The following is a 19,394-nucleotide window of genomic DNA, read 5'->3' on the forward strand; positions in this document are numbered from 1 at the left end:
ATGATCTATTACAATCATTATCGAGGTCAATGGAACTTAAACAAGCTGCCGCCTGCAAGATACAGACGACAGCTTGAAGCAGCCTAACCTTTTTTAATTTGTCCTTTACAAGGGGTACATTTTATATCGGATCGGGACCTTTTTTTCATTTTTATCCAAAATTAATGTTTAGGACAATCTTGAGAAGCGTGGACATTATTTCCTGACCGATGGTATGATGAAGACAATATGAAAGCAGCAAGGTGCTCTTGCATAAAGCAAGAGGTAACAGGGAATCGGGTGCAAGTCCCGAGCGGTCCCGCCACTGTAATGGTGAAGCGTTTTCCATGAAAGTCACTCGGTATACCGGGGAAGACAGGAAAGAACGCTAATGATCCAGAGCCAGGAGACCTACCTTGCATGTGTCACCAAACCCTTCGCGGAAAGGAGTGGTGTACGATAAGTTCGGGAAAGGGACAAACCGTGGTTTGTCCTGTGAGGCTCTATATGGGCTATTCTGGCTGCTTGTAATTCCTTATTATGGAATATTACAGGTCAGGTTTCCTGAGTGTAAGTACATGCGTATCTCATCCGTGATTAGGATGGGATTTTTTTGTTTTTTCGGACAGGAACGACATTGCCGAGTTAAGTAGAAGAAATGATGTGTTACAGGGCTATAAGCGATAGAGACACATCTGTATCGGGGAACCTTTTGGATAAACAAGGTTGGGGCATTAATTGTATGACAAGTGGAGTGAGGGGGAAAAAGGGATGCAAAAGCAAGGCAAGTTGCTGATCATCGGTTTCGGTCCAGGTGCGATGGAGCACATAACGAAACGGGCACTGGATGCATTGCAGGAAAGCGAGGTCATCATTGGATATAACACCTATGTGGATCTGATCCGGCCTTTGTTGAATGGACAAGCCATTGTGCGTACAGGCATGACGGAGGAAGTCAGCCGGGCACAGGAAGCGGTTAGGCAAGCGGAAGCAGGCCACATTGTTGCCGTAATCTCCAGTGGGGATGCCGGGGTATACGGTATGGCAGGACTTGTATATGAGGTGCTGATCGAGCAAGGCTGGAAGCCGGATACTGGCGTAGCTGTCGAGGTTATTCCTGGCGTGTCGGCTATTCAATCGTGTGCGTCCTTGCTTGGTGCGCCTGTCATGCACGATGCTTGCACGATCAGTCTTAGCGATCATCTGACACCATGGGAAACGATTATTCGGCGGGTTGAGGCAGCGGCTTCCGCTGATTTTGTTATTGCTCTGTATAATCCCCGCAGTGGACGACGGACACGCCAGATTGTAGAAACGCAAGAGATGTTGCTGCGTTACCGTGATCCGAAGACACCGGTTGGCCTGGTCAAAAGTGCATATCGGGAGCGTCAAGACGTGGTCATGACGACGCTGGAAGATATGCTGAATCACGATATCGGTATGTTAACGACCGTGATCATCGGCAATTCCTCGACCATGATGTACGAAGGGCTCATGGTCACCCCGCGCGGATATCAGCGGAAATATACGCTGAACTCCGCGGAACAGCCGCTCAGGCCCCATGAGCGGCTACGCACCGAAGCCGAGCCATGGTCGCTCGGCGCGCAAGAAGCCCGCGCTGCCGCCTCCGGCGAGGTAGCGGGCAATGGCACGGCCCGCGATGCGCAGGCCGTGCCAACGGCGGAGCCAGCCCTGCGCGGCGCCAGCGCCGGAGCGGGCACGGCTCCGCAAGGGCAGCCGCCCGCAAGCGCATGGGCGGCAACCCCGCCTGCGGCAAGCCCGGCGAGCGGTGCTGGCACCGCCGTGCTTGCCGCAGAGCGGCCCGCGTCCGCGGCGGCAGAGGCCGCACCGCGCGCTGCCGCTGTGGCGCCAAGCGCCGGCGCAGCCGAGCTCGCCGCCGAGGCGCTGACACGGCTCGCGGCAGGCGGTGCGCTCGCGGGCGAAGCGGCAAGCCGCTGGCTGGACGCATCGGCGTCAGGCCCGGCAGCCGCAGCGGCCGCGCAGGGCGCGAGCAGCGCAGCGGTGCTTGGCGCAGCCGCTGCTGTGCCCGTGCCGGGGCGCAAGGCGCCGCTCTTTGAGATCGGCGTATCGCCTGGCGTGGGCAACAAAAAGTTCACTGCCGCTCAGATGGCCCTGCTGGCGCAGTGCGCAAGCGAGGATGGGGAACTCGAGTATACGCCAGAGCACCAGATTATTCTGAGAGTGCCGACGTTTGAACCGGATGCGCTGGTAGATGAGCTGCGCGCAGCAAACTTTATCGTGGTGCCGATCGGGGATGTGATCAAAGTCAAAGCTTGTGACTTCTGCAACCTGGAGAAGGACGACGCAGTGCCGATGGCTAACCATTTGCAGGACGTGATCGGTGGATTGTCTGCTCCGAAGGAAACGAGCGTAGCGTTAAACGGCTGCGGTATGGCTTGTTACGGGGCAGTGCTGGAGGATATCGGTATCGTGTACCGCAAAGGAGGATACGATCTGTTCCTTGGCGGGAAAAAGTTTGGCCGCAATGCCCACCCGGCTCAGCCTGTAGCAGAGGGCATTCCAGGTGATCAGATCGGAGGTATTGTGGAACGCATTGTCGCGGAGTACAAGGAAAAAGGCCATCCGAACGAACGCTTCCACAAGTTTTTTAAACGCGTTGGAGTTATTCAAGGCTTCCGCCATGTGGATGCGCCAGTTACTGTTGAAGTGAATCCGGTATGTGGTGACTAAGAGTGGAAGTGCGTAGTTTGGGTTACGGGCTTGAAGTCCACTTAAGCATCAGCGGCAGAGTGGTCTACGGAAGATAAGAGGCCACAAAGCCAAAAGTTAACCCAGACACAACTCGGCTGAAACCCAACTGATTGAGATAGATACAACATCTACAGCTGCATCAATACAGACTTAGACATAGATTATACCTTTCTTCCTTGGAACCGAGTGGAGAGCCTTACGAATATGAGAAATCTGATCTGTGGATCGGACAGAGGAGGAAATACGAAGATGGATGCAATTTTGTTGGTGGGACACGGGAGCCGTGATCCCGAGGGGAACCGCGAGTTAAAGGAGTTTGCACGTGAAGTCGCGGAGCAAGCACCGGAGAACACACTGGTCGAAACCTGTTTTCTCGAATTAACCAGACCGAGTATTGCGGATGGAGTTACCGCTTGTGTAGATCGAGGCGCAACCCGTGTCGTACTCGTACCGATTATTTTATTTGCGGCCGGTCATGCGAAAATTGATATTCCGAATGCGATTGATCGTGCCAAAGCGCGTTATCCGCAAGTACAGTTTATCTATGGTCGTCCGATTGGTGTGCATGAAAAAGTCGTGCAAATTATGCAAACTCGTCTGCAAGAGGCGCAGCCTGTACGCATCGCAGCTCAAGGTGAAGGTGGAACAGATACAGCAGTTGCAGTGGCCGCTCCGCCTGCTACGGTGACCGATGAAGAGACCGCTGTACTTGTACTTGGACGTGGAAGCAGTGACCCGGATGCCAACAGTGACTTTTTCAAAATGACCCGTATGCTGTGGGAGAAGTTGCCGTACAGATGGGCAGAAAGCAGCTTTATCGGCGTAACCCAGCCTTCTTTCCCGGATGGATTGGAACGTTGTCTCTTGCTTGGTGCGAAAAAAATTATCGTCATGCCGTATTTCCTCTTTACCGGTGTACTGATTAAACGCATTGATGAGATGACAGCCGAATTTGCAGCCGCGCATCCAGATATTCAAGTCGAAATCGGTGGTTATTTCGGCTTCCATCCGAAGCTTGTCGAGCTGGTGTTGGAACGTGCGCACGAGGGGCTATATGGAAGGGTTACAGCCAACTGTGACAACTGCCAGTTCCGCCTCGAAGCGGCCAAACACCATCATCACCATCACGACCACGATCACGACCATGATCATCACCATGACCACCATCACCATGATCATCACGATCACGGACATGACCACGGGCACGATCACCACCATCATGAGCACGATCATCACGATCATAGTCATGACCACGAGCATTCCGAGCACGCTGCGGAGGCTGCATCTACTCGTGAGGCAACACTTGATTTCCATCATGACCATGACGAAGAGTTGCATCACTCGCACCATGAGCACGAAGGACATCGGAGCAGCCAGCAACACGATTTAGAAGCAACAGCAGGAGATATACAGCAGCACGCATCTTCTTCTCAGGCACAAGTGGCATCAACTTCCGAGCAGGTGAAGCGTTCATGATTCTTATGTTATGCGGTACAAGCGATGCACGCGAACTTGCGATCCAAATCCAGCAACAAGGACATAATGTCCTGACCTCGGTTGTGACCGAGAGTGCAGCCCAAAGTCTGACCGAAGCCGGTTTACCTGTGCGGACAGGCCGATTGACCGTAGAGGCGATGGTGAAGCTGATTCTTGAAAATAATACCCCTGTCCTTCTGGATGCGAGCCATCCTTTTGCCGAAGAAGCCCATGCGAATGCTATGGAAGCCGCGAAACAAGCGGGCATCCCTTACATTCGTTACGAACGAACCGGGCTTGCTTATGATGACCATGAACTATTGCATGTCGTGTCATCTTATGATGAAGCAGCACTCAAAGCCAAAGAGCTGAAAGGCTCCGTTATGCTGACGACAGGCAGCAAAACGCTGCAAATCTTCACCAAGCACCTGCTCGGTGATCCGGATATACGACTTGTTGCACGCATGCTCCCCCGTCTCGACAATATGGAGAAATGCAGTGAGCTGGGCGTAGAGCAACGCAATATTATTGCGATGCAAGGACCTTTTTCCCGAGAAATGAATGAGGCACTTTACAAGCACTATGCAACAACGGTGATGGTCACCAAGGAAAGCGGTAAAACCGGAGCCGTGGATGAGAAAATCCAGTCTGCACTGGAGCTGGGCATTCATGTTGTGCTGATCTCACGTCCAGAGGCGGAGTTTGGCACGGTGTTTGATCATTTTGATGGTGTACTGGACGAGCTGAAAAGTATTTTGGGGAAGTAATCTCCCCGATAGGCTTAATTTGAATAACGCAAGTTTGAATGGCTTGATTGTAAATATCGAAAGAAGAATGGAGTGATTCGGGTGGATTTTAAGACGGAATTTAAACCGCTGACCGTGCAACCTCAGGAAATTGAAGGTAAGAGCTTTGAGATGATTACGGAGGAACTGGGGGAGCACCCGTTTACGGATGAGCAGTACCCGGTCGTACAGCGTGTCATTCATGCCTCGGCTGATTTTGAACTGGGCCGTAGTATGGTGTTTCACCCGGATGCGATCCAGGCGGGGATTGCGGCTCTACGTGCAGGTCAGTCAGTCATTGCCGATGTGCAGATGATTCAGGCGGGTGTGAGCAAGGATCGTATTCGCGGTTTTGGCGGCGATGTTCATGTACATATATCCGATCCGGATGTGATGGAAGAGGCCAAGCGACTCAACACCACTCGTGCCATCATCTCGACACGCAAAGCAACCCAAATGTATGACGGGGGCATTTACGCCATCGGTAACGCGCCAACGGCGCTGCTGGAATTGATTCGTCTTGTCAAAGAGGGAGAGGCCAAGCCGGGGCTGATCATCGGCATGCCGGTAGGTTTTGTATCTGCGGCCGAGTCCAAGGACGAGCTACGCAAGCTGGACATTCCTTTTATCACCAACATTGGTCGCAAAGGCGGCAGCACCATCGTTGTGGCAGCACTTAACGCAATCTCGTTGATGGCTGTAAAGGCATAGAGCGGCGGGAGTACTAAGGCGGTTTGCCTCGCTCGACCAGTGAGGTCAAACGAAATCTACCTGATCTGATTTAAGTCTGGTTAGCGAGCCGTGCCGAATCCTAATGAGAACTGGAAGAGTCTTCGCTAAGGGCCATGTCCGAATCTGTTAAAGTCCAGTAACTTCTAACGATCACCAGGAAGCTTATTTTGCGTGAAATCACCCTTTTGAAATTCTAACGATCCTGAGGAACGTTATTTCGCCCAAAACCACCCAAAAGCGCTGAAAATCGCACTGTTTTAGTGAAATAGCGTCTCCCGAGATCGTTAGAATTCCAGCGAGGGCATATTAGGCCAAATAACGTTATCTGTGATCGTTAGCGCTCAGTCGTGAGTGTGTGGGTGTTAAGTAAATGAGACGCTTAGCGTGCGAGTCACCAGAGATGGGGATTCCGCTCCGGTAACTTCTAACGATCACCGGGGGTTAGTGTACAGTTACTAGCACCGCAGTTGTTGAGTAAAACTAAATATCAATGTATCAACAATCCATACAAGACCAAACAACAATGAACAATCAACATCAACCAACAATCAACATAAGCGCACGAACAAACTAGCATATAGAAGGACGGGAGGTTCAAAGCCATGGAAAAGAAACGCATGAAAAGCGGAGAAGCACCGGACCCGGATAAACCGATGCGTTCCGGCTTTACGACCGGGGCGTGTGCGACAGCCGTTGCCAAAGGAGCGACACAGCTGCTGTTAACGGGTCATATCCCTGCGCAAGCTGTGGTTTCCTTGCCCGCCGGCTTTGACCAATCGTTCGAGCTGATCGAGCAGGAACTGATGACGGACGGTACGGCGACCTGTGCCACGATCAAGGACGCCGGGGATGACCCGGACGCCACACATTTGGCGAAAATCATTGCGCATGTGTCTTGGCGGGACGAGCCGGGGGTAGAGCTGGATGGCGGCATTGGTGTGGGGCGTGTTACGAAGCCTGGACTGCCCGTGCCTGTTGGGGAGGCGGCCATTAATCCCGTGCCGCGCCGTATGATTACCGAAGCAGTCACCCAAGTACTTGCGGAATATGGTACTGCAAGAGGGGTACGAGTGGTTATCAGCGTACCGGACGGCGAAGAGATTGCGAAGAAAACGCTCAATGCGCGGCTTGGCATTCTTGGCGGTATCTCCATTTTGGGCACACGCGGTGTGGTCGTTCCGTTCTCTACTTCGGCGTACAAAGCCAGTGTGGTACAGGCGATTTCCGTTGCTCAGGCTTCCGGTTGTGAGCATATTGTACTGACAACAGGAGGCAGCAGTGAGAAGTATGCCATGAAAATGATGCCCGAACTGCCGGAGGAAGCCTTTATTCAGATGGGTGACTTTGTCGGCTTTGCGATCAAACACGGGAAACGATTGGGTATGAAACGCATCAGTCTGGTCGGGATGCCGGGCAAATTCGCTAAAGTGGCTCAAGGGGTCATGATGGTGCACTCCAAAAGTGCGCCGGTGGATTTTGGATTTCTTGCGTCCGTGGCTCGCGAGACCGGGGCTGGCGATGAACTGGCGCAAGCGATCGAGGAAGCCAACACGGCGACTCAGGTAGCAGATATGATGACCGAAGCGGGGTATTTGCCTTATTTTGAAAAGTTATGCTTATACGCCTGTCAGCACTGTCTGGAACATGCGGGGGGCGGCGTAACGGTGGAAGTGGTGCTCGTCACCATGAAAGGAATGGAACTGGGGAGGGCGGAAATCAGTGAACTCGAACATAACAACTGGAGCAAAGAATCGTAATATCCGCATTATTGGCATAGGCGAAGAAGGCGCGGCGGGGCTGACGGCAGACAGTCTACAACTCATTCAGGAGGCCGATGTGCTGGTAGGCGGCGAACGTCTGTTGCAATTTTTCCCGGCGTTTGCGGGAGAGAAGATTGTGATCAAGAGCAGTTTGAATGACCTCGTTGCGAAAATAAAAGCGTTGCAGGACTCGCACACCATCGTTGTGCTTGCCTCAGGAGACCCGCTGTTTTACGGCATCGCCGGATATTTCGCGCGCAAACTCGGCCCGGATCAGCTGGATATCCGGCCTAATCTCAGTTCGCTGCAGCTGGCATTCGCAAGGCTTGGCGAGAGCTGGCACGACGCCGTGCTTGAAAGCGTGCACGGTCGCCCCCTCAAAGGTCTAGCCCAGCGCATCGATGGCAAAGCCAAAGTCGCGCTGCTCACGGACGAGCATAACAGCCCCGCTGCGATCGGGGCGTATCTGCAACAATTCGGCATGACGGAGTACGATGCCTACGTTGCGGAAAACCTGGGCGCGGCAGACGAGCGTGCCCGCCACTACACCTTGGACGAGCTGGCAGCGGCTGAGTGCAGCCCGCTGAACGTCGTCATTTTGTTGCGCCGCAAGGATGCACCGGCGCCGCGCAAAGGCTTCGGGTTTGCAGATGAAGAATTCCATCAGCGCAAACCCGAGAAGGGCCTCATCACCAAGCGTGAAGTCCGCGCGTTCAGCTTATCCGAGCTGAAACTGGGCGAGGACAGCATCGTGTGGGATATCGGCGCAGGTTCCGGTTCGGTGGCGGTGGAGTGTACGCGGCTGGCGCCGCGAGGCCAGGTCTTCGCCATCGAAAAGAACGAAGGTGACCTCGTGAACATCGAGGCCAACCGTGTCAAATTCCGGACCGATTTTACCGTCCTTCATGCCAAAGCGCCAGCGGGGCTGGACGAACTACCGGGTCCGGATGCGGTGTTCATAGGCGGCAGCGGCGGTGAACTCGCGCAGCTGATCGCCTTGTGTGCGTCCCGGCTGCGCCCCGAGGGACGTATCGTGGTGAATGCAGCGACCATCGAAACGCTGCATGACAGCATGAAGGCGATGCGCGATGCGGGCATGGATGCCTCCGTGACTTTGCTGCAGACGGCGCGGAGCAAGCCGATCCTGAACATGACCCGTTTTGACGGACTGAACCCGATCTATGTCATTACAGGTCAATTTATTGCAGGAGCAGAAGCGGAAGCCGAAACAGCGAACGGAGCGGAATAGTTTGCAGAGAATGAAAAGGGGGAGAGCAGCATCAGCACAACAACAGGAAACATCAACAGTACCGGAATTCACACGGAAAGTTCAAAGAGCATGACAGGAGCCGGAGTTACCGTTGGCACATTATATGGCGTCGGTGTCGGTCCGGGAGACCCGGAGCTGATTACGGTCAAAGCATACCGGATGATTCGCGAATGCCCGGTGGTCGCCTACCCGAAGAAACGCAAGGGTGGTAAATCCTACGCCCACGAAATTGTTGAATTATATGTGAATCCAGAGGAGAAAGAGATGCTGGGGCTGATCTTTCCGATGACCAAAGATCCGGTCGTACTAGAGCGGGAGTGGGGAAAAACCGTGGAAGCGTGCTGGGAAGCTTTAAAGGATGGCAAAGATGTAGCGTTCGTGACGGAAGGTGATCCGAACTTATACAGTACATTTATCCACCTTGCACGTCTGATGCGTGAATTGCATCCTGAAGTGCCGATTAGCTCGATTCCGGGCATATCCTCCGTGCTTGGTGCGGCGGCAGCGCTGGATATCCATCTGGCAGATGGAGATGAGCAGGTTGGTATTATTCCGGCTACAGCGGATAAAGAAGCGATGAGGCAGGCGATTGAGCATCACGATACGATTGTGTTTATCAAAGTAGCGAAGGTGCTGGACCCGATGCTGGAGCTGTTGGAGGAGATGGGACTTGGCGGCAAAGCGTCGGTGGTCACCAAAGTCACTTCTCCTTATGAGTTGGTCTGGCGTGACGCCCGTGAACTGAAAGGGCAGGAGCTGGAATATTTAAGCCTGATGGTGGTGAGCAAATAATGAAAACATTGGAACCGAAAGTGTACATCGTTGGTGCTGGCCCGGGAGATCCCGAGCTGATTACGGTAAAAGGTTCGAATATTTTGAAAAATGCCGACCTCGTTCTGTACACGGATTCCCTCGTGAATGATGAACTGATTGCGACTGCCAAACCCGAAGCCGAGGTGTTGCAAAGCTCCGGCATGGATTTGGAACAACAGGTCGAACTGATGTGCACAGCGGTTCGTGCAGGACGCAGTGTAGCACGTGTACATACGGGTGATCCGGCAATGTATGGTGCCATTTTGGAACAGATGGTTCTGTTGAAACAACAAGGCGTGGAGTACGAGATTATTCCAGGCGTTAGCTCGGTATTTGCTTCGGCAGCGGCGCTGGGAGCGGAGCTGACTGTGCCGGAACTGACGCAGACCGTCATCCTGACACGTGCGGAAGGACGCACCCCTGTGCCTGAGCGGGAGAAGCTGCGCGATTTGGCCTCCCATCACTGTACGGTGGCGCTCTTCCTAAGTGCAACACTGGCGAAAAAAGTCGTGGTGGAATTCCTTGCCGCAGGCTGGAGCGAAGATACACCAGTGGCGGTAGTGCAGCGAGCAACATGGCCGGATCAGAAAATCGTGCGCACCACGCTGGCTAATCTGGCTGCGGATCTGCGTGCCGCAGGCATTACGATGCATGCGATGATTCTGGCAGGCTGGGCGCTTGATCCTGATCTGGTGAACCGGGATGCTCACCGTTCCAAACTGTACGACAAATCCTTCACCCACGGCTATCGCAAGGGAGTGAAGTCCGGTGAGTAATCCGTTTGCTGCTGTAGCCATTACGAAGCACGGCGTGGAGATGGTGCGTAACCTCGAAGGACAGTTTCAGGGTACAGACGTCTATTATATGAGCAAATTTGCCCGTGGCGATGAGGAACAACTTGGATATACCCTGTTTGAAGGTTCGGTGAAGCTTATTCTGCCAGACCTGTTCAAACGTTACAACGGCATCATTCTGTTTATCTCGCTGGGTGCCGTCGTCCGTATGATTGCTCCGCTACTGGTGGACAAAAAAGTCGATCCTGCCGTGTTGGTCATCGATGACCGCGGCGAGAACGTGATCAGCGTGTTATCCGGTCATCTTGGCGGTGCCAATGAACTCACGCGTCAAGTGGCAGAAGTGCTTGGTGCACGTGCAGTCATTACGACAGCTTCGGATGTGCAGGGCACGATTCCGGTGGATATGTTTGGTCGTGAACTGGGCTGGATCGTGGACAGCTTTGATAAAGCAACCCCGGTAAGTGCGGCGGTGGTTAACGAAGAGCCGGTGGCACTGATTCAAGAGACAGGCGAACGCAACTGGTGGCGGTATAACAAACCTGTACCTGATCACATTCGGGTCTTCGGCAGTATGCAGGAGACGGAAACGTTTGCGTTTAACGCTGCACTGGTGGTCAGTGACCGTCTGCTTTCATCAGTGGAAGAGGAGCGTTTTCTAACCAATGGTGTGTTGTATCGTCCCAAAAGTCTCGTGCTCGGCATGGGCTGCAATCGCGGAACGGCGATGGAGGAGTTGGAGCAGGAAGTGCTTGCCACGCTGGAAGAGCTATCCCTGTCTGTGAAGAGCGTGCGCAATGTGGCTACGATTGATCTGAAAAAAGATGAGGAAGGCCTGCTGGCTCTATGCGCTAAGTACGGCTGGGAACTCGTCACTTACACTCCAGAGGAACTGAATACGGTGCAACTTGCCAATCCGTCCGAGACGGTATTTAAATACACCGGAGCCTATGGCGTAAGTGAACCGGCGGCGCTGCTCTCTTCGGGAGCGGATCATTGGCTGCTGGAAAAGAAAAAGAGCGGCAACTTGACGATCTCTGTCGCACGGGTTGCGTTTGATTAAGCTAGGGTTCGTGTGATTGGAAGCATCTTATGGATTCACACATAAAAAGTAGTTGTTACAACCTCATGTAAAGGACCGTCCCAGCCGTTGAAACCGATATGGGATGGTCTATTTGTTATATGTACAGCAAAGGCGGGATGAACGATGAACTCAAAAAATGTAACGTCCAATAACCAAAGTGCACCTCGGCTGATCATCGCAGGTACGGGGAGTGGGGCTGGCAAAACAACGGTAACGCTCGGTCTAATGAAGGCACTTGCCCAGCGAGGATTGAGTGTTCAGGGGTTCAAATGCGGTCCGGATTATATTGATCCAACGTATCATACGGCAGTGACGGGCAGACCTTCGCGTAATCTGGATGCATGGATGACTTCGCCTGCATATGTGAAGCAGACATTTCAGCGGGCTTCCGCAGGACATGATATTTCCATCATTGAAGGCGTGATGGGCCTCTACGATGGCAAAGATCCGCTCAGCAACATCGGCTCTACCGCCGAGATTGCGATGATTACGCAGACACCGGTGATTTTGGTTGTCGATGTACGGAGTATGGCGCGCAGTGCAGCCGCTATCGTATTGGGCTTTCAGCATCTGGAGCCTGAATTAAACATTGCTGGTGTGATTGTAAATCGGTGCGGAAGTGCGGGTCATTATACAATTGTGAAAAAAGCCATTGAACAAATGTGCAACATTCCGGTCGTTGGTTGGCTAAAGCGAGATGAAGACATGTCTATCCCCGAGAGACATCTTGGCCTCGTTCCTGCCATTGAGCGTGGAGAACTGGAGCCGTTATTCCAGCGGGCAGCCGATGTGTTGCTAGAGGGCACGGATCTGGATCTTTTGCTGGAACTGGCAACAAGTGCTCTCCCGCTCTCGGTGCATTCCACGAATCTAGCTGGCTCAACCAATGTCATCCCGAGCAACACAGCTCATGTGGCTGATACTGCTCGTACTAGCGATACATTGAATATATCTAGTGATACAGAAATGGCTCTCATTAGCGACAAAACCAATACTAACGATATGGCTAACGCAACCGATATCACTAACATTGCCCGTTTAGCCAGCGTAAAAGACGCGGAGCATGTAGCCCAACACGCGGCTCTTCACATCCATAGCAAGCCGGATACGTACCAGCCTGTTATTGCCGTCGCTCGTGATGCGGCATTTAATTTCTATTATCCCGATAACCTGGAACTGCTTGAAGCGGCTGGGGCAAGGCTGAAGTATTTCAGTCCACTTGCTGGTGAAGGCATCCCGGCTGAGGCGGATAGTATTTATCTGGGTGGTGGTTTCCCTGAAGAGTTTGCCGCGGTGATTGCCGGAAACAAGCGCTTTCTGGAAGGGCTCCGCGAAGCAGCCCGTTCCCAGATGCCGCTGTTTGCGGAGTGCGGCGGCTATATGGTACTGGCCGAAACGCTCACGGATCGTGAAGGGTGGACATATCCCATGGCAGGTATTATTCCTGCGCAGGTACAGATGCAGAAGAAACGAGCTGCACTGGGATATCGGGAGGCGAGTGCGGTTCAGGATTCCTTTTTGCTAAAACAGGGTGAAGTTCTACGGGGGCATGAATTCCATTACTCCATGATGACGTACCGCGAAGAAGGAGCCATTCCATACGCGTATGAGACGAGGGGGTTAAGGGGTTCGAAGCAGGAGGGATACGCGGCGGGCAGTATCGTAGCTGGATACACACATGTACACCTCGGTTCTGATCCGCAAGCCGCACAGCGATGGGTGGAGCATTGTCGACTGTACCGCGAGCACCAAGCTTAGTTCAAGTGTAGCATCCGTATGCAATGAACGTGCTAAGAAGTGCTCAGAACGAACGTGCTTAACTTATCCATATGCGGAAGGGCTTGAATTCGTTTTGAACCTCCTGAGACTTTGGTCGTGAAGTTGGGTGTTGGACTGCACAATTAAAGGTTTTTAGTGAAACATGTGGAATGTGTTAGGAATGGGGTGTGTTGTGACAGGGAGACGGTGAGTCCAAGCTGGATCTGCATGATATGGATATGCCAATCCGTTATACGGCTATACTAGGAAGTATTGTGAGATGGAAACATCTTATTCGAAACCTAAGTGGAAGAGATGAAGAAACACCACGGTAGTCGATTTTATAAAGCGTGGTTAATTTATAGGATATGGAGTGTGCAGACGAATCTAAACGAATAACATCAGAAGAAAGGAGATGATTATAATGGATCATCGCAAAAAGGCACTTTTAATTGGAGATTATACACATCCGGACTGGCATCCGCTACAGGGGGTAGACGGGGAGATTAGCCGGATTTTTCAAGATACGATTACAGTTCAATGTAGTGAAAATCGCAACATGTTGCTTCATGAAAATATTTCGGGATTTGATGTATGTATCTCATACATGGACGATTGGAGAGGCAAAGTCTCCCCGCAGCAGACAGCGGGTCTGTTGTCTTACGTAAGTAACGGGGGCGGTCTGGTCATCTTACATAATGGAATCTCGCTTCAGAATCGAAATGAGATCAAACAGATGATTGGCGCCAAATTTCTTCATCACCCGCCGTATGCGCCGCTCGAGTTCACGGTGACGGAAGAGAGCCATCCCGTGACGGAGGGCATTTCCGGTTTTACGATGGAAGAAGAACCATATGAATTTGAGTTTGGATCATTTACCGAGACTAAAATTTTGCTACACTATCAGTCTAAAGAGGGGCCGAAACCGGCAGCTTGGGCACATAAGTATGGACTCGGGCGGATTGTTTATCTGATGCCTGGGCATTCAGTTCCATCCTTTGCGAATGAAACATATCGTCGATTAGTTTTGCAAGCGGGAAAATGGGCAGCGCGGTACGTGTAAGGAAGCTCTCTTTTTGCATGTCGAGGTTTAACAGGTGTAATATATAGACAACCGAAGAGGAGGATGAATAAGATGAGCGATTTGTTCAAGAAGGCGTTCTCGTTAGGGCTTGGTCTTACGTTAGTTAGCAAAGAAAAGATTGAGAAAACCGTGGATGATCTGGTAGAGCGCGGGAAGCTTGCACCTGGAGAATCCAAAGCGTTTGTTGAACGATTGTTGGAGCGCGGGGAAGAAGAGCAAGGCCAGCTGAAACGTGTCATTCAGGAGCAGGTCAAACGTGTGCTTCAGGAAGCTGGCGTGGCATCCGAAAGTGACGTAACCAGTTTGGAACAGCGTGTTGCCGTTTTGGAAAAAAAGCTGGCCGAGCAGAATCAGACACCTCAACTTCAACTTGATGAATCCCCGGCTCCGGTTGTCGAAGATTCTCCTCCTCTCAAAGGAAACGAGATCGAATAGATGGCTGTGCGGATCAAACATGTCGGCAGATACCGGGAAATTGCCATGGCGTTGGTGCGTCATGGCTTCGGTTATATGGTCGAGGAGCTGGGTTTATTCCAGCTACTCGCGCTGCCCAGACGGTGGATGTCGCGTGAAGCGCAACCTACCAAAACGTTAAGTGAACGGATCAGGCTGGTGTTGCAGGAGCTGGGGCCGGCTTTTGTGAAGCTGGGGCAACTTGCAAGCACAAGGGCAGATCTGTTACCTGAATCGGTGATTCGGGAATTGGTCAAATTACAGGATCAGGTTCCGCCGTTCTCGTCAGAGACGGCACGGGGTATTTTGGAACAGGAATTGGATACACCGCTGGAAGAGATCTTTTCCCGGTTCGAGGATACCCCGGTGGCCGCGGCCAGTATTGGTCAGGTGCATCTGGGCAAACTTCAGAGCGGAGAGGCGGTAGCGATCAAAATCCAGCGCCCCAGCATATCACGGATTGTGCAACGTGATCTGGATATTCTGCGTGAACTGACTGCGATGGCGGAGAAACGTTGGGATTGGGTAAAACAATACCAGATTCCGCAGATGGTAGAAGAGTATGCCCAAGCTCTGATGGCTGAGCTCGATTATACGGTGGAAGGTCGCAATACGGAGAAGATTGCACAGCAATATCAGCAGGACCCTAAAGTGAAAATTCCGGTAATCTACTGGGATCAGACCTCATCACGTGTATTGACCATGGAGTATATCGAGGGCATTAAGCTGAATAATCGGGATGAACTGGTGAAGCGTGGTCATGATCTGAACAATATTGCCGAGCGGCTGGTGGATGCGTTGCTCAATCAGATTTTTATGCATGGCTTCTTCCATGCCGATCCGCATCCTGGTAATCTGATGGTGCTGAAGGACGGGAGACTGGCTTTCATCGACTTCGGTATGGTGGGCAGTCTGAGTGATGAGATGAAGCAGCAGCTTGCCTCGCTTATTATCGGGCTGATGCGTAAGGATACGGATAGTATGATCCGTGCGATTGAGAAGCTCGGTATGATGCCGGATGACATGGACGCGCGCGCCCTTCATGTGGATTTGGACAAACTTCGAACGAAATATTACGATATTCCTTTTTCCAAAATCAGTGTAGGACAGGCGCTCAATGATCTGTTTGGCATTGCCCAGAAACATAGAGTTGTCATGCCCGCAGATATACTGTTGATGGGCAAATCCTTGCTGACGATGGAGGGGGTCATTGAACATCTTGATCCTACCTTGAGCATTGTGGATATGGCAGAGCCGTTCGGGCGAAAGCTGCTCAAGGAACGTTTTAGTGCGGGTCGGATCAAAAATCGGCTGTTTCGCAGTGCGGCAGATATGGCCGAAAGTGTCATTGGTTTGCCGGGACAGCTGCGGCAGTTGTCCTCCATCATCAGCAAAGGTAAGCTACGACTGGAGATCAGCGTTCCCGAATTAGAGTCGCTCATGCGCAGATTGGATCAGATCAGCAATCGTTTATCGTTCAGCATTGTGCTGCTCGCCTTCTGTATCATCATGGTAGGACTCATTATCGGTTCTTCGATTAGTCACCAATCCACGATGCTGTGGGATATTCCAGTGATTGAGATTGGTTTTCTCGTGGCGATCCTCATGGTGGCATTTCTGCTGTACTCGATTTTTAAATCGGGCAGGTTCTAGGGCGGAAGTTCAAGCTTTTATAATTAATGCAGTTAGCAAACGAACGCCAAAAAGTGATTGCTTGACAATAGGTATAACTCACCATAACCTGTAAATGCTAAAATAGACTGCAAGGCCTTTTATGAAAGGTCTTTGCGGTTTTTTTTGATGAGTAGAGATACAGAGAGTTAAATCTAGAAGAATGAAGATAATAGGAGATAAACACCTGTTTTTGCGATATTACAGTGTTCGTACATATGTAAGTCTGTAACTATAATAATAGGTCAGTAGATTAACGGCCCCGGTTTTTCTGAGAGAGGAAAACTAACAACAGGCATTGCTCTGTTTATCCAGCAAATATAGTTGAGATTAGTTGGTGAGAAGAGATGCCGTAAGCAAGAAAGACAGTTGAATGGTAACGGAAGTGGTCAGTGCATGCTGGAACGGCAACGACATGATGATTATGAGACGGTGTTTGCAGTTGAATCAAGGCATTAGATCATCATGCACTTAGGGACAAGTAGACTAGCGATAGACAGGTTAAGGAAGCGGTTTGCTTTTACACACCACTGTCATTTTTATGGGTCCCAAGGTGAGAAATTGGACGTGTACGACTCCCGTTATTCTTCAGCAGGTTCGTTAATTTGAGGGACACATCTAGGAGGCAACGCAACAACATATGAATACGTTAAAACAACAGTGGTTTGGCAATATCCGTGGAGATGTGCTCGCAGGCATCACCGTAGCACTCGCGCTTATTCCGGAAGCTATTGCCTTCTCGATTATCGCTGGTGTCGATCCGATGGTCGGCCTGTATGCGTCGATTACGATTGCAATCGTCATTTCGATTGCGGGCGGCAGACCGGGCATGATCTCGGCAGCAACAGGAGCTATGGCGGTATTGATGGTAGGGCTGGTCAAGGATTATGGCGTGGAATATCTTTTTGCGGCGACCATCCTGACGGGCATCATTCAGTTTATTTTAGGCATATTCAAAGTGGGACGATTTATTACGTTTGTGCCTCATTCGGTGTTGACCGGATTTGTGAACGCACTAGCGATTCTGATCTTTATGGCGCAGCTCACCCACTTTACGGGAGCGAACTGGATCATGTACGTGATGGTGGCGGGAACACTGGCAATCATCTATATTTTACCGCGTTTTTTCAAAGGGGCTCCGGCTCCGCTTGTAGCGATTATTATCATGACTATTATTACGGTGGTCTTTCATCTTGATGTCAAAACGGTAGGTCAGATGGGCAATCTGACAAGTACATTGCCGATGTTCCATTTGCCGAATATTGCGTGGACATGGGATACACTGATGATCCTGTTGCCTTATTCGTTTACGATGGCACTTGTCGGTTTGCTGGAGTCCCTTTTGACCGCAACCATTGTGGATGAGATGACCGAGACCAAAAGCAGCAAAAACCGCGAGGTGCGTGGTCAGGGGATTGCAAACTTTGTGAATGGATTGTTCGGCGGCATGGGTGGCTGTGCGATGATCGGACAGTCGGTGATTAATGTGAAGTCAGGCGGCCGTGGAAGGCTGTCCACATTTACGGCAGGTGCGTTCCTGGCGATTTTGTTATTGCTTCTAAGCGGTGTGGTGAAGCAGGTACCGATGGGGGCGCTGGTTGGCGTGATGTTTATGGTGTGTATTGGTACGTTTGACTGGAGTTCTGTGAAAAATATAGCCCGCGTCCCACGCGCTGAAGCGATTGTTATGGTGGTGACGGTAGCGATCGTTGTTTACACGCATGATCTGTCGCTTGGTGTAATGGTTGGCGTCGTGCTCAGTGTGCTGCACTTCGGCTGGAAACAGACCAAAATTCGCGTCCAGTCTAGCGAGGAGCAAGGACAGAAAGTGTATCGTGTACATGGGCCGTTCTTCTTCGGTTCCTCGTCCCATTTCGTGGACAAATTCGATGCGGAAGCCGATCCGCAGGACATCACCATTGACTTTGGCGGCTCGCATATCTGGGACAACACCGCGGTTGTGGCGATTGGCAAAGTAAAATTCAAATACGCGAAGCTTGGTAAAACCGTGCACTTGCGTGGATTAAACGAGGAAAGCTCCCGATTGCTGGAGCGAAGCGGATTTAAGGCTTCTGATGCGGGTACCGTCCCGGGGACGGGCGGACACGGAGCATAAGGCTGAAGTAAAGCTTAAAGCTCATGTAAGGCTCATGTAAGGCTCGGGTAAGGCGTAAAGTTAAAGCGAAGTGTAAAGTTCAAGTAAGGCGTAACGTTTAAGTAACTTGTTCCAAAATGGTATTGGTATCTGAACGTTACAACATCAACAGGCGGCAAGTAAGCTAAAAATAGCGGACTGCGATGCGAACGAATATAGGCTATAGATAACGCTAGACAGTATTGATATGCAGCGGTCTCCTTGCGGTGTGTGCCGGGGGAGCCGCTTTTTTTGTAGCTGTGAGCGCTAACGATCAGGAGAGAGCTTATTTAGCCCAATTTGGGCCATTTTCATTTCTAACGATCACCAGAGACGCTATTTTACTGATTTCACTACTTTTTGTGAGAATTCTCGTGATTTTTGACGAAATAAGCTTCCTGGTGATCGTTAGAATTCAGCCAAGGCATAATTCGAGCAAATAAGCTCTGTGGTGATCGTTAGCAAATTTCGTGGTTGGTGTCACAGTAGTTGGTGTCGCTTGATTTATGAAAAAACGAATCTCGCGTTCCTTCATCCCTATGTTCGGCTTGCATGCACCAGGTGTGACATATGAACAAAACGTCTGCTTTTTACGCTACATTCATGCTACAAGTTGGCGCGGTAGTTCAGTTTCGCTTTTGTTTTACTGGATGAACGTGTAAACTACAGGGTATGGAGAAGAAGAGCAATGGAATGATTGCTTTTTAAAAATTCATTTCATAATCAGAGTTGAATTCAGGAAAACTAGTTTGGACTCACAGGATGTGTACTGCAGTTACGGGTGTGATTGGAGTAGAGAATCAGGTTCAGATGCAGAACTCGGGCACAAGGACGCCAATAGCAGGCTCGTATGCCGACTCAGACAATG

At 51.3% G+C, this 19,394-nt stretch carries 14 protein-coding genes and 1 riboswitch; all 14 genes read left to right on the plus strand.

Translation table 11 applies throughout. The features are described 5' to 3' along the window. Positions 1 to 223 precede the first annotated feature (223 nt). Positions 224 to 412: riboswitch (cobalamin riboswitch) on the plus strand. Positions 413 to 750: 338 nt separating this feature from the next. The 14 genes from cobJ to M3629_RS18600 all read left to right on the plus strand — a co-directional run bounded on the left by cobJ (position 751) and on the right by M3629_RS18600 (position 18,508). Then, a complete protein-coding gene (cobJ, locus tag M3629_RS18535; RefSeq protein ID WP_251509281.1) occupies positions 751 to 2,691 on the plus strand; it encodes a precorrin-3B C(17)-methyltransferase in 1,941 nt (646 codons plus the stop codon). Between the two features lie 270 nt (positions 2,692 to 2,961). Continuing rightward, positions 2,962 to 4,188 (plus strand): sirohydrochlorin chelatase, encoded by a 1,227-nt coding sequence (locus tag M3629_RS18540; protein WP_251509283.1) that lies wholly within the window; start codon positions 2,962 to 2,964, stop codon positions 4,186 to 4,188. After that, positions 4,185 to 4,955 (plus strand): precorrin-6A reductase, encoded by a 771-nt coding sequence (gene cobK / locus M3629_RS18545; RefSeq protein ID WP_251509284.1) that lies wholly within the window; start codon positions 4,185 to 4,187, stop codon positions 4,953 to 4,955. Before M3629_RS18540 ends, cobK begins: the two co-directional genes overlap by 4 nt. Before the next feature lie 81 nt (positions 4,956 to 5,036). Continuing rightward, entirely contained in the window at positions 5,037 to 5,684 is a 648-nt protein-coding gene (locus M3629_RS18550) for a precorrin-8X methylmutase (RefSeq protein WP_090924152.1), read from the plus strand. Between the two features lie 623 nt (positions 5,685 to 6,307). Next, on the plus strand, positions 6,308 to 7,462 hold the full coding sequence (locus M3629_RS18555; RefSeq protein WP_251509286.1) for a cobalt-precorrin-5B (C(1))-methyltransferase: 1,155 nt from the start codon (positions 6,308 to 6,310) through the stop codon (positions 7,460 to 7,462). Beyond that, positions 7,425 to 8,714 carry a precorrin-6y C5,15-methyltransferase (decarboxylating) subunit CbiE gene (gene cbiE / locus M3629_RS18560; RefSeq protein WP_251509288.1) on the plus strand — a complete coding sequence of 430 codons (1,290 nt, stop codon included), beginning with the start codon at positions 7,425 to 7,427 and terminating at the stop codon, positions 8,712 to 8,714. Before M3629_RS18555 ends, cbiE begins: the two co-directional genes overlap by 38 nt. Positions 8,715 to 8,804: 90 nt before the next feature. Continuing rightward, positions 8,805 to 9,527 carry a precorrin-2 C(20)-methyltransferase gene (gene cobI / locus M3629_RS18565; RefSeq protein WP_251509290.1) on the plus strand — a complete coding sequence of 241 codons (723 nt, stop codon included), beginning with the start codon at positions 8,805 to 8,807 and terminating at the stop codon, positions 9,525 to 9,527. Then, complete coding sequence (cobM, locus tag M3629_RS18570) at positions 9,527 to 10,324, plus strand: precorrin-4 C(11)-methyltransferase (protein ID WP_154890305.1); 798 nt, start codon at positions 9,527 to 9,529, stop codon at positions 10,322 to 10,324. Before cobI ends, cobM begins: the two co-directional genes overlap by 1 nt. Then, positions 10,317 to 11,405: a cobalt-precorrin 5A hydrolase gene (locus tag M3629_RS18575; RefSeq protein WP_251509292.1), complete on the plus strand. Its 1,089-nt coding sequence runs from the start codon at positions 10,317 to 10,319 to the stop codon at positions 11,403 to 11,405. Before cobM ends, M3629_RS18575 begins: the two co-directional genes overlap by 8 nt. A gap of 144 nt (positions 11,406 to 11,549) precedes the next feature. Further along, complete coding sequence (locus M3629_RS18580; protein ID WP_251509293.1) at positions 11,550 to 13,184, plus strand: cobyrinate a,c-diamide synthase; 1,635 nt, start codon at positions 11,550 to 11,552, stop codon at positions 13,182 to 13,184. A 424-nt stretch (positions 13,185 to 13,608) separates the two neighbouring features. Next, entirely contained in the window at positions 13,609 to 14,247 is a 639-nt protein-coding gene (locus M3629_RS18585; protein WP_090924157.1) for a ThuA domain-containing protein, read from the plus strand. 72 nt (positions 14,248 to 14,319) lie between these two features. Further along, the gene (locus M3629_RS18590) at positions 14,320 to 14,703 is read left to right on the plus strand and encodes a phasin family protein (RefSeq protein WP_090924158.1); all 384 of its coding nucleotides are present in this window, start codon (positions 14,320 to 14,322) and stop codon (positions 14,701 to 14,703) included. After that, the gene (locus M3629_RS18595) at positions 14,704 to 16,374 is read left to right on the plus strand and encodes an ABC1 kinase family protein (protein ID WP_251509295.1); all 1,671 of its coding nucleotides are present in this window, start codon (positions 14,704 to 14,706) and stop codon (positions 16,372 to 16,374) included. It begins immediately after the preceding gene. A gap of 658 nt (positions 16,375 to 17,032) precedes the next feature. Then, a complete protein-coding gene (locus M3629_RS18600; protein WP_154984476.1) occupies positions 17,033 to 18,508 on the plus strand; it encodes a SulP family inorganic anion transporter in 1,476 nt (491 codons plus the stop codon). Positions 18,509 to 19,394: the final 886 nt, after the last annotated feature.

Source organism: Paenibacillus polysaccharolyticus (assembly GCF_023714295.1).
In the GTDB taxonomy this organism is placed as follows: domain Bacteria; phylum Bacillota; class Bacilli; order Paenibacillales; family Paenibacillaceae; genus Paenibacillus; species Paenibacillus polysaccharolyticus_A.

Bases quoted from the DNA above. Each gene is read 5' to 3' on its own strand.
- cobM (WP_154890305.1), top strand. From the start codon at position 9,527: ATGAAAACATTGGAACCGAAAGTGTACATCGTTGGTGCTGGCCCGGGA.
- M3629_RS18585 (WP_090924157.1), top strand. From the start codon at position 13,609: ATGGATCATCGCAAAAAGGCACTTTTAATTGGAGATTATACACATCCG.
- M3629_RS18580 (WP_251509293.1), top strand. From the start codon at position 11,550: ATGAACTCAAAAAATGTAACGTCCAATAACCAAAGTGCACCTCGGCTG.
- M3629_RS18540 (WP_251509283.1), top strand. From the start codon at position 2,962: ATGGATGCAATTTTGTTGGTGGGACACGGGAGCCGTGATCCCGAGGGG.
- M3629_RS18595 (WP_251509295.1), top strand. From the start codon at position 14,704: ATGGCTGTGCGGATCAAACATGTCGGCAGATACCGGGAAATTGCCATG.
- cobK (WP_251509284.1), top strand. From the start codon at position 4,185: ATGATTCTTATGTTATGCGGTACAAGCGATGCACGCGAACTTGCGATC.
- M3629_RS18590 (WP_090924158.1), top strand. From the start codon at position 14,320: ATGAGCGATTTGTTCAAGAAGGCGTTCTCGTTAGGGCTTGGTCTTACG.
- cobJ (WP_251509281.1), top strand. From the start codon at position 751: ATGCAAAAGCAAGGCAAGTTGCTGATCATCGGTTTCGGTCCAGGTGCG.
- M3629_RS18600 (WP_154984476.1), top strand. From the start codon at position 17,033: ATGAATACGTTAAAACAACAGTGGTTTGGCAATATCCGTGGAGATGTG.
- cobI (WP_251509290.1), top strand. From the start codon at position 8,805: ATGACAGGAGCCGGAGTTACCGTTGGCACATTATATGGCGTCGGTGTC.
- M3629_RS18555 (WP_251509286.1), top strand. From the start codon at position 6,308: ATGGAAAAGAAACGCATGAAAAGCGGAGAAGCACCGGACCCGGATAAA.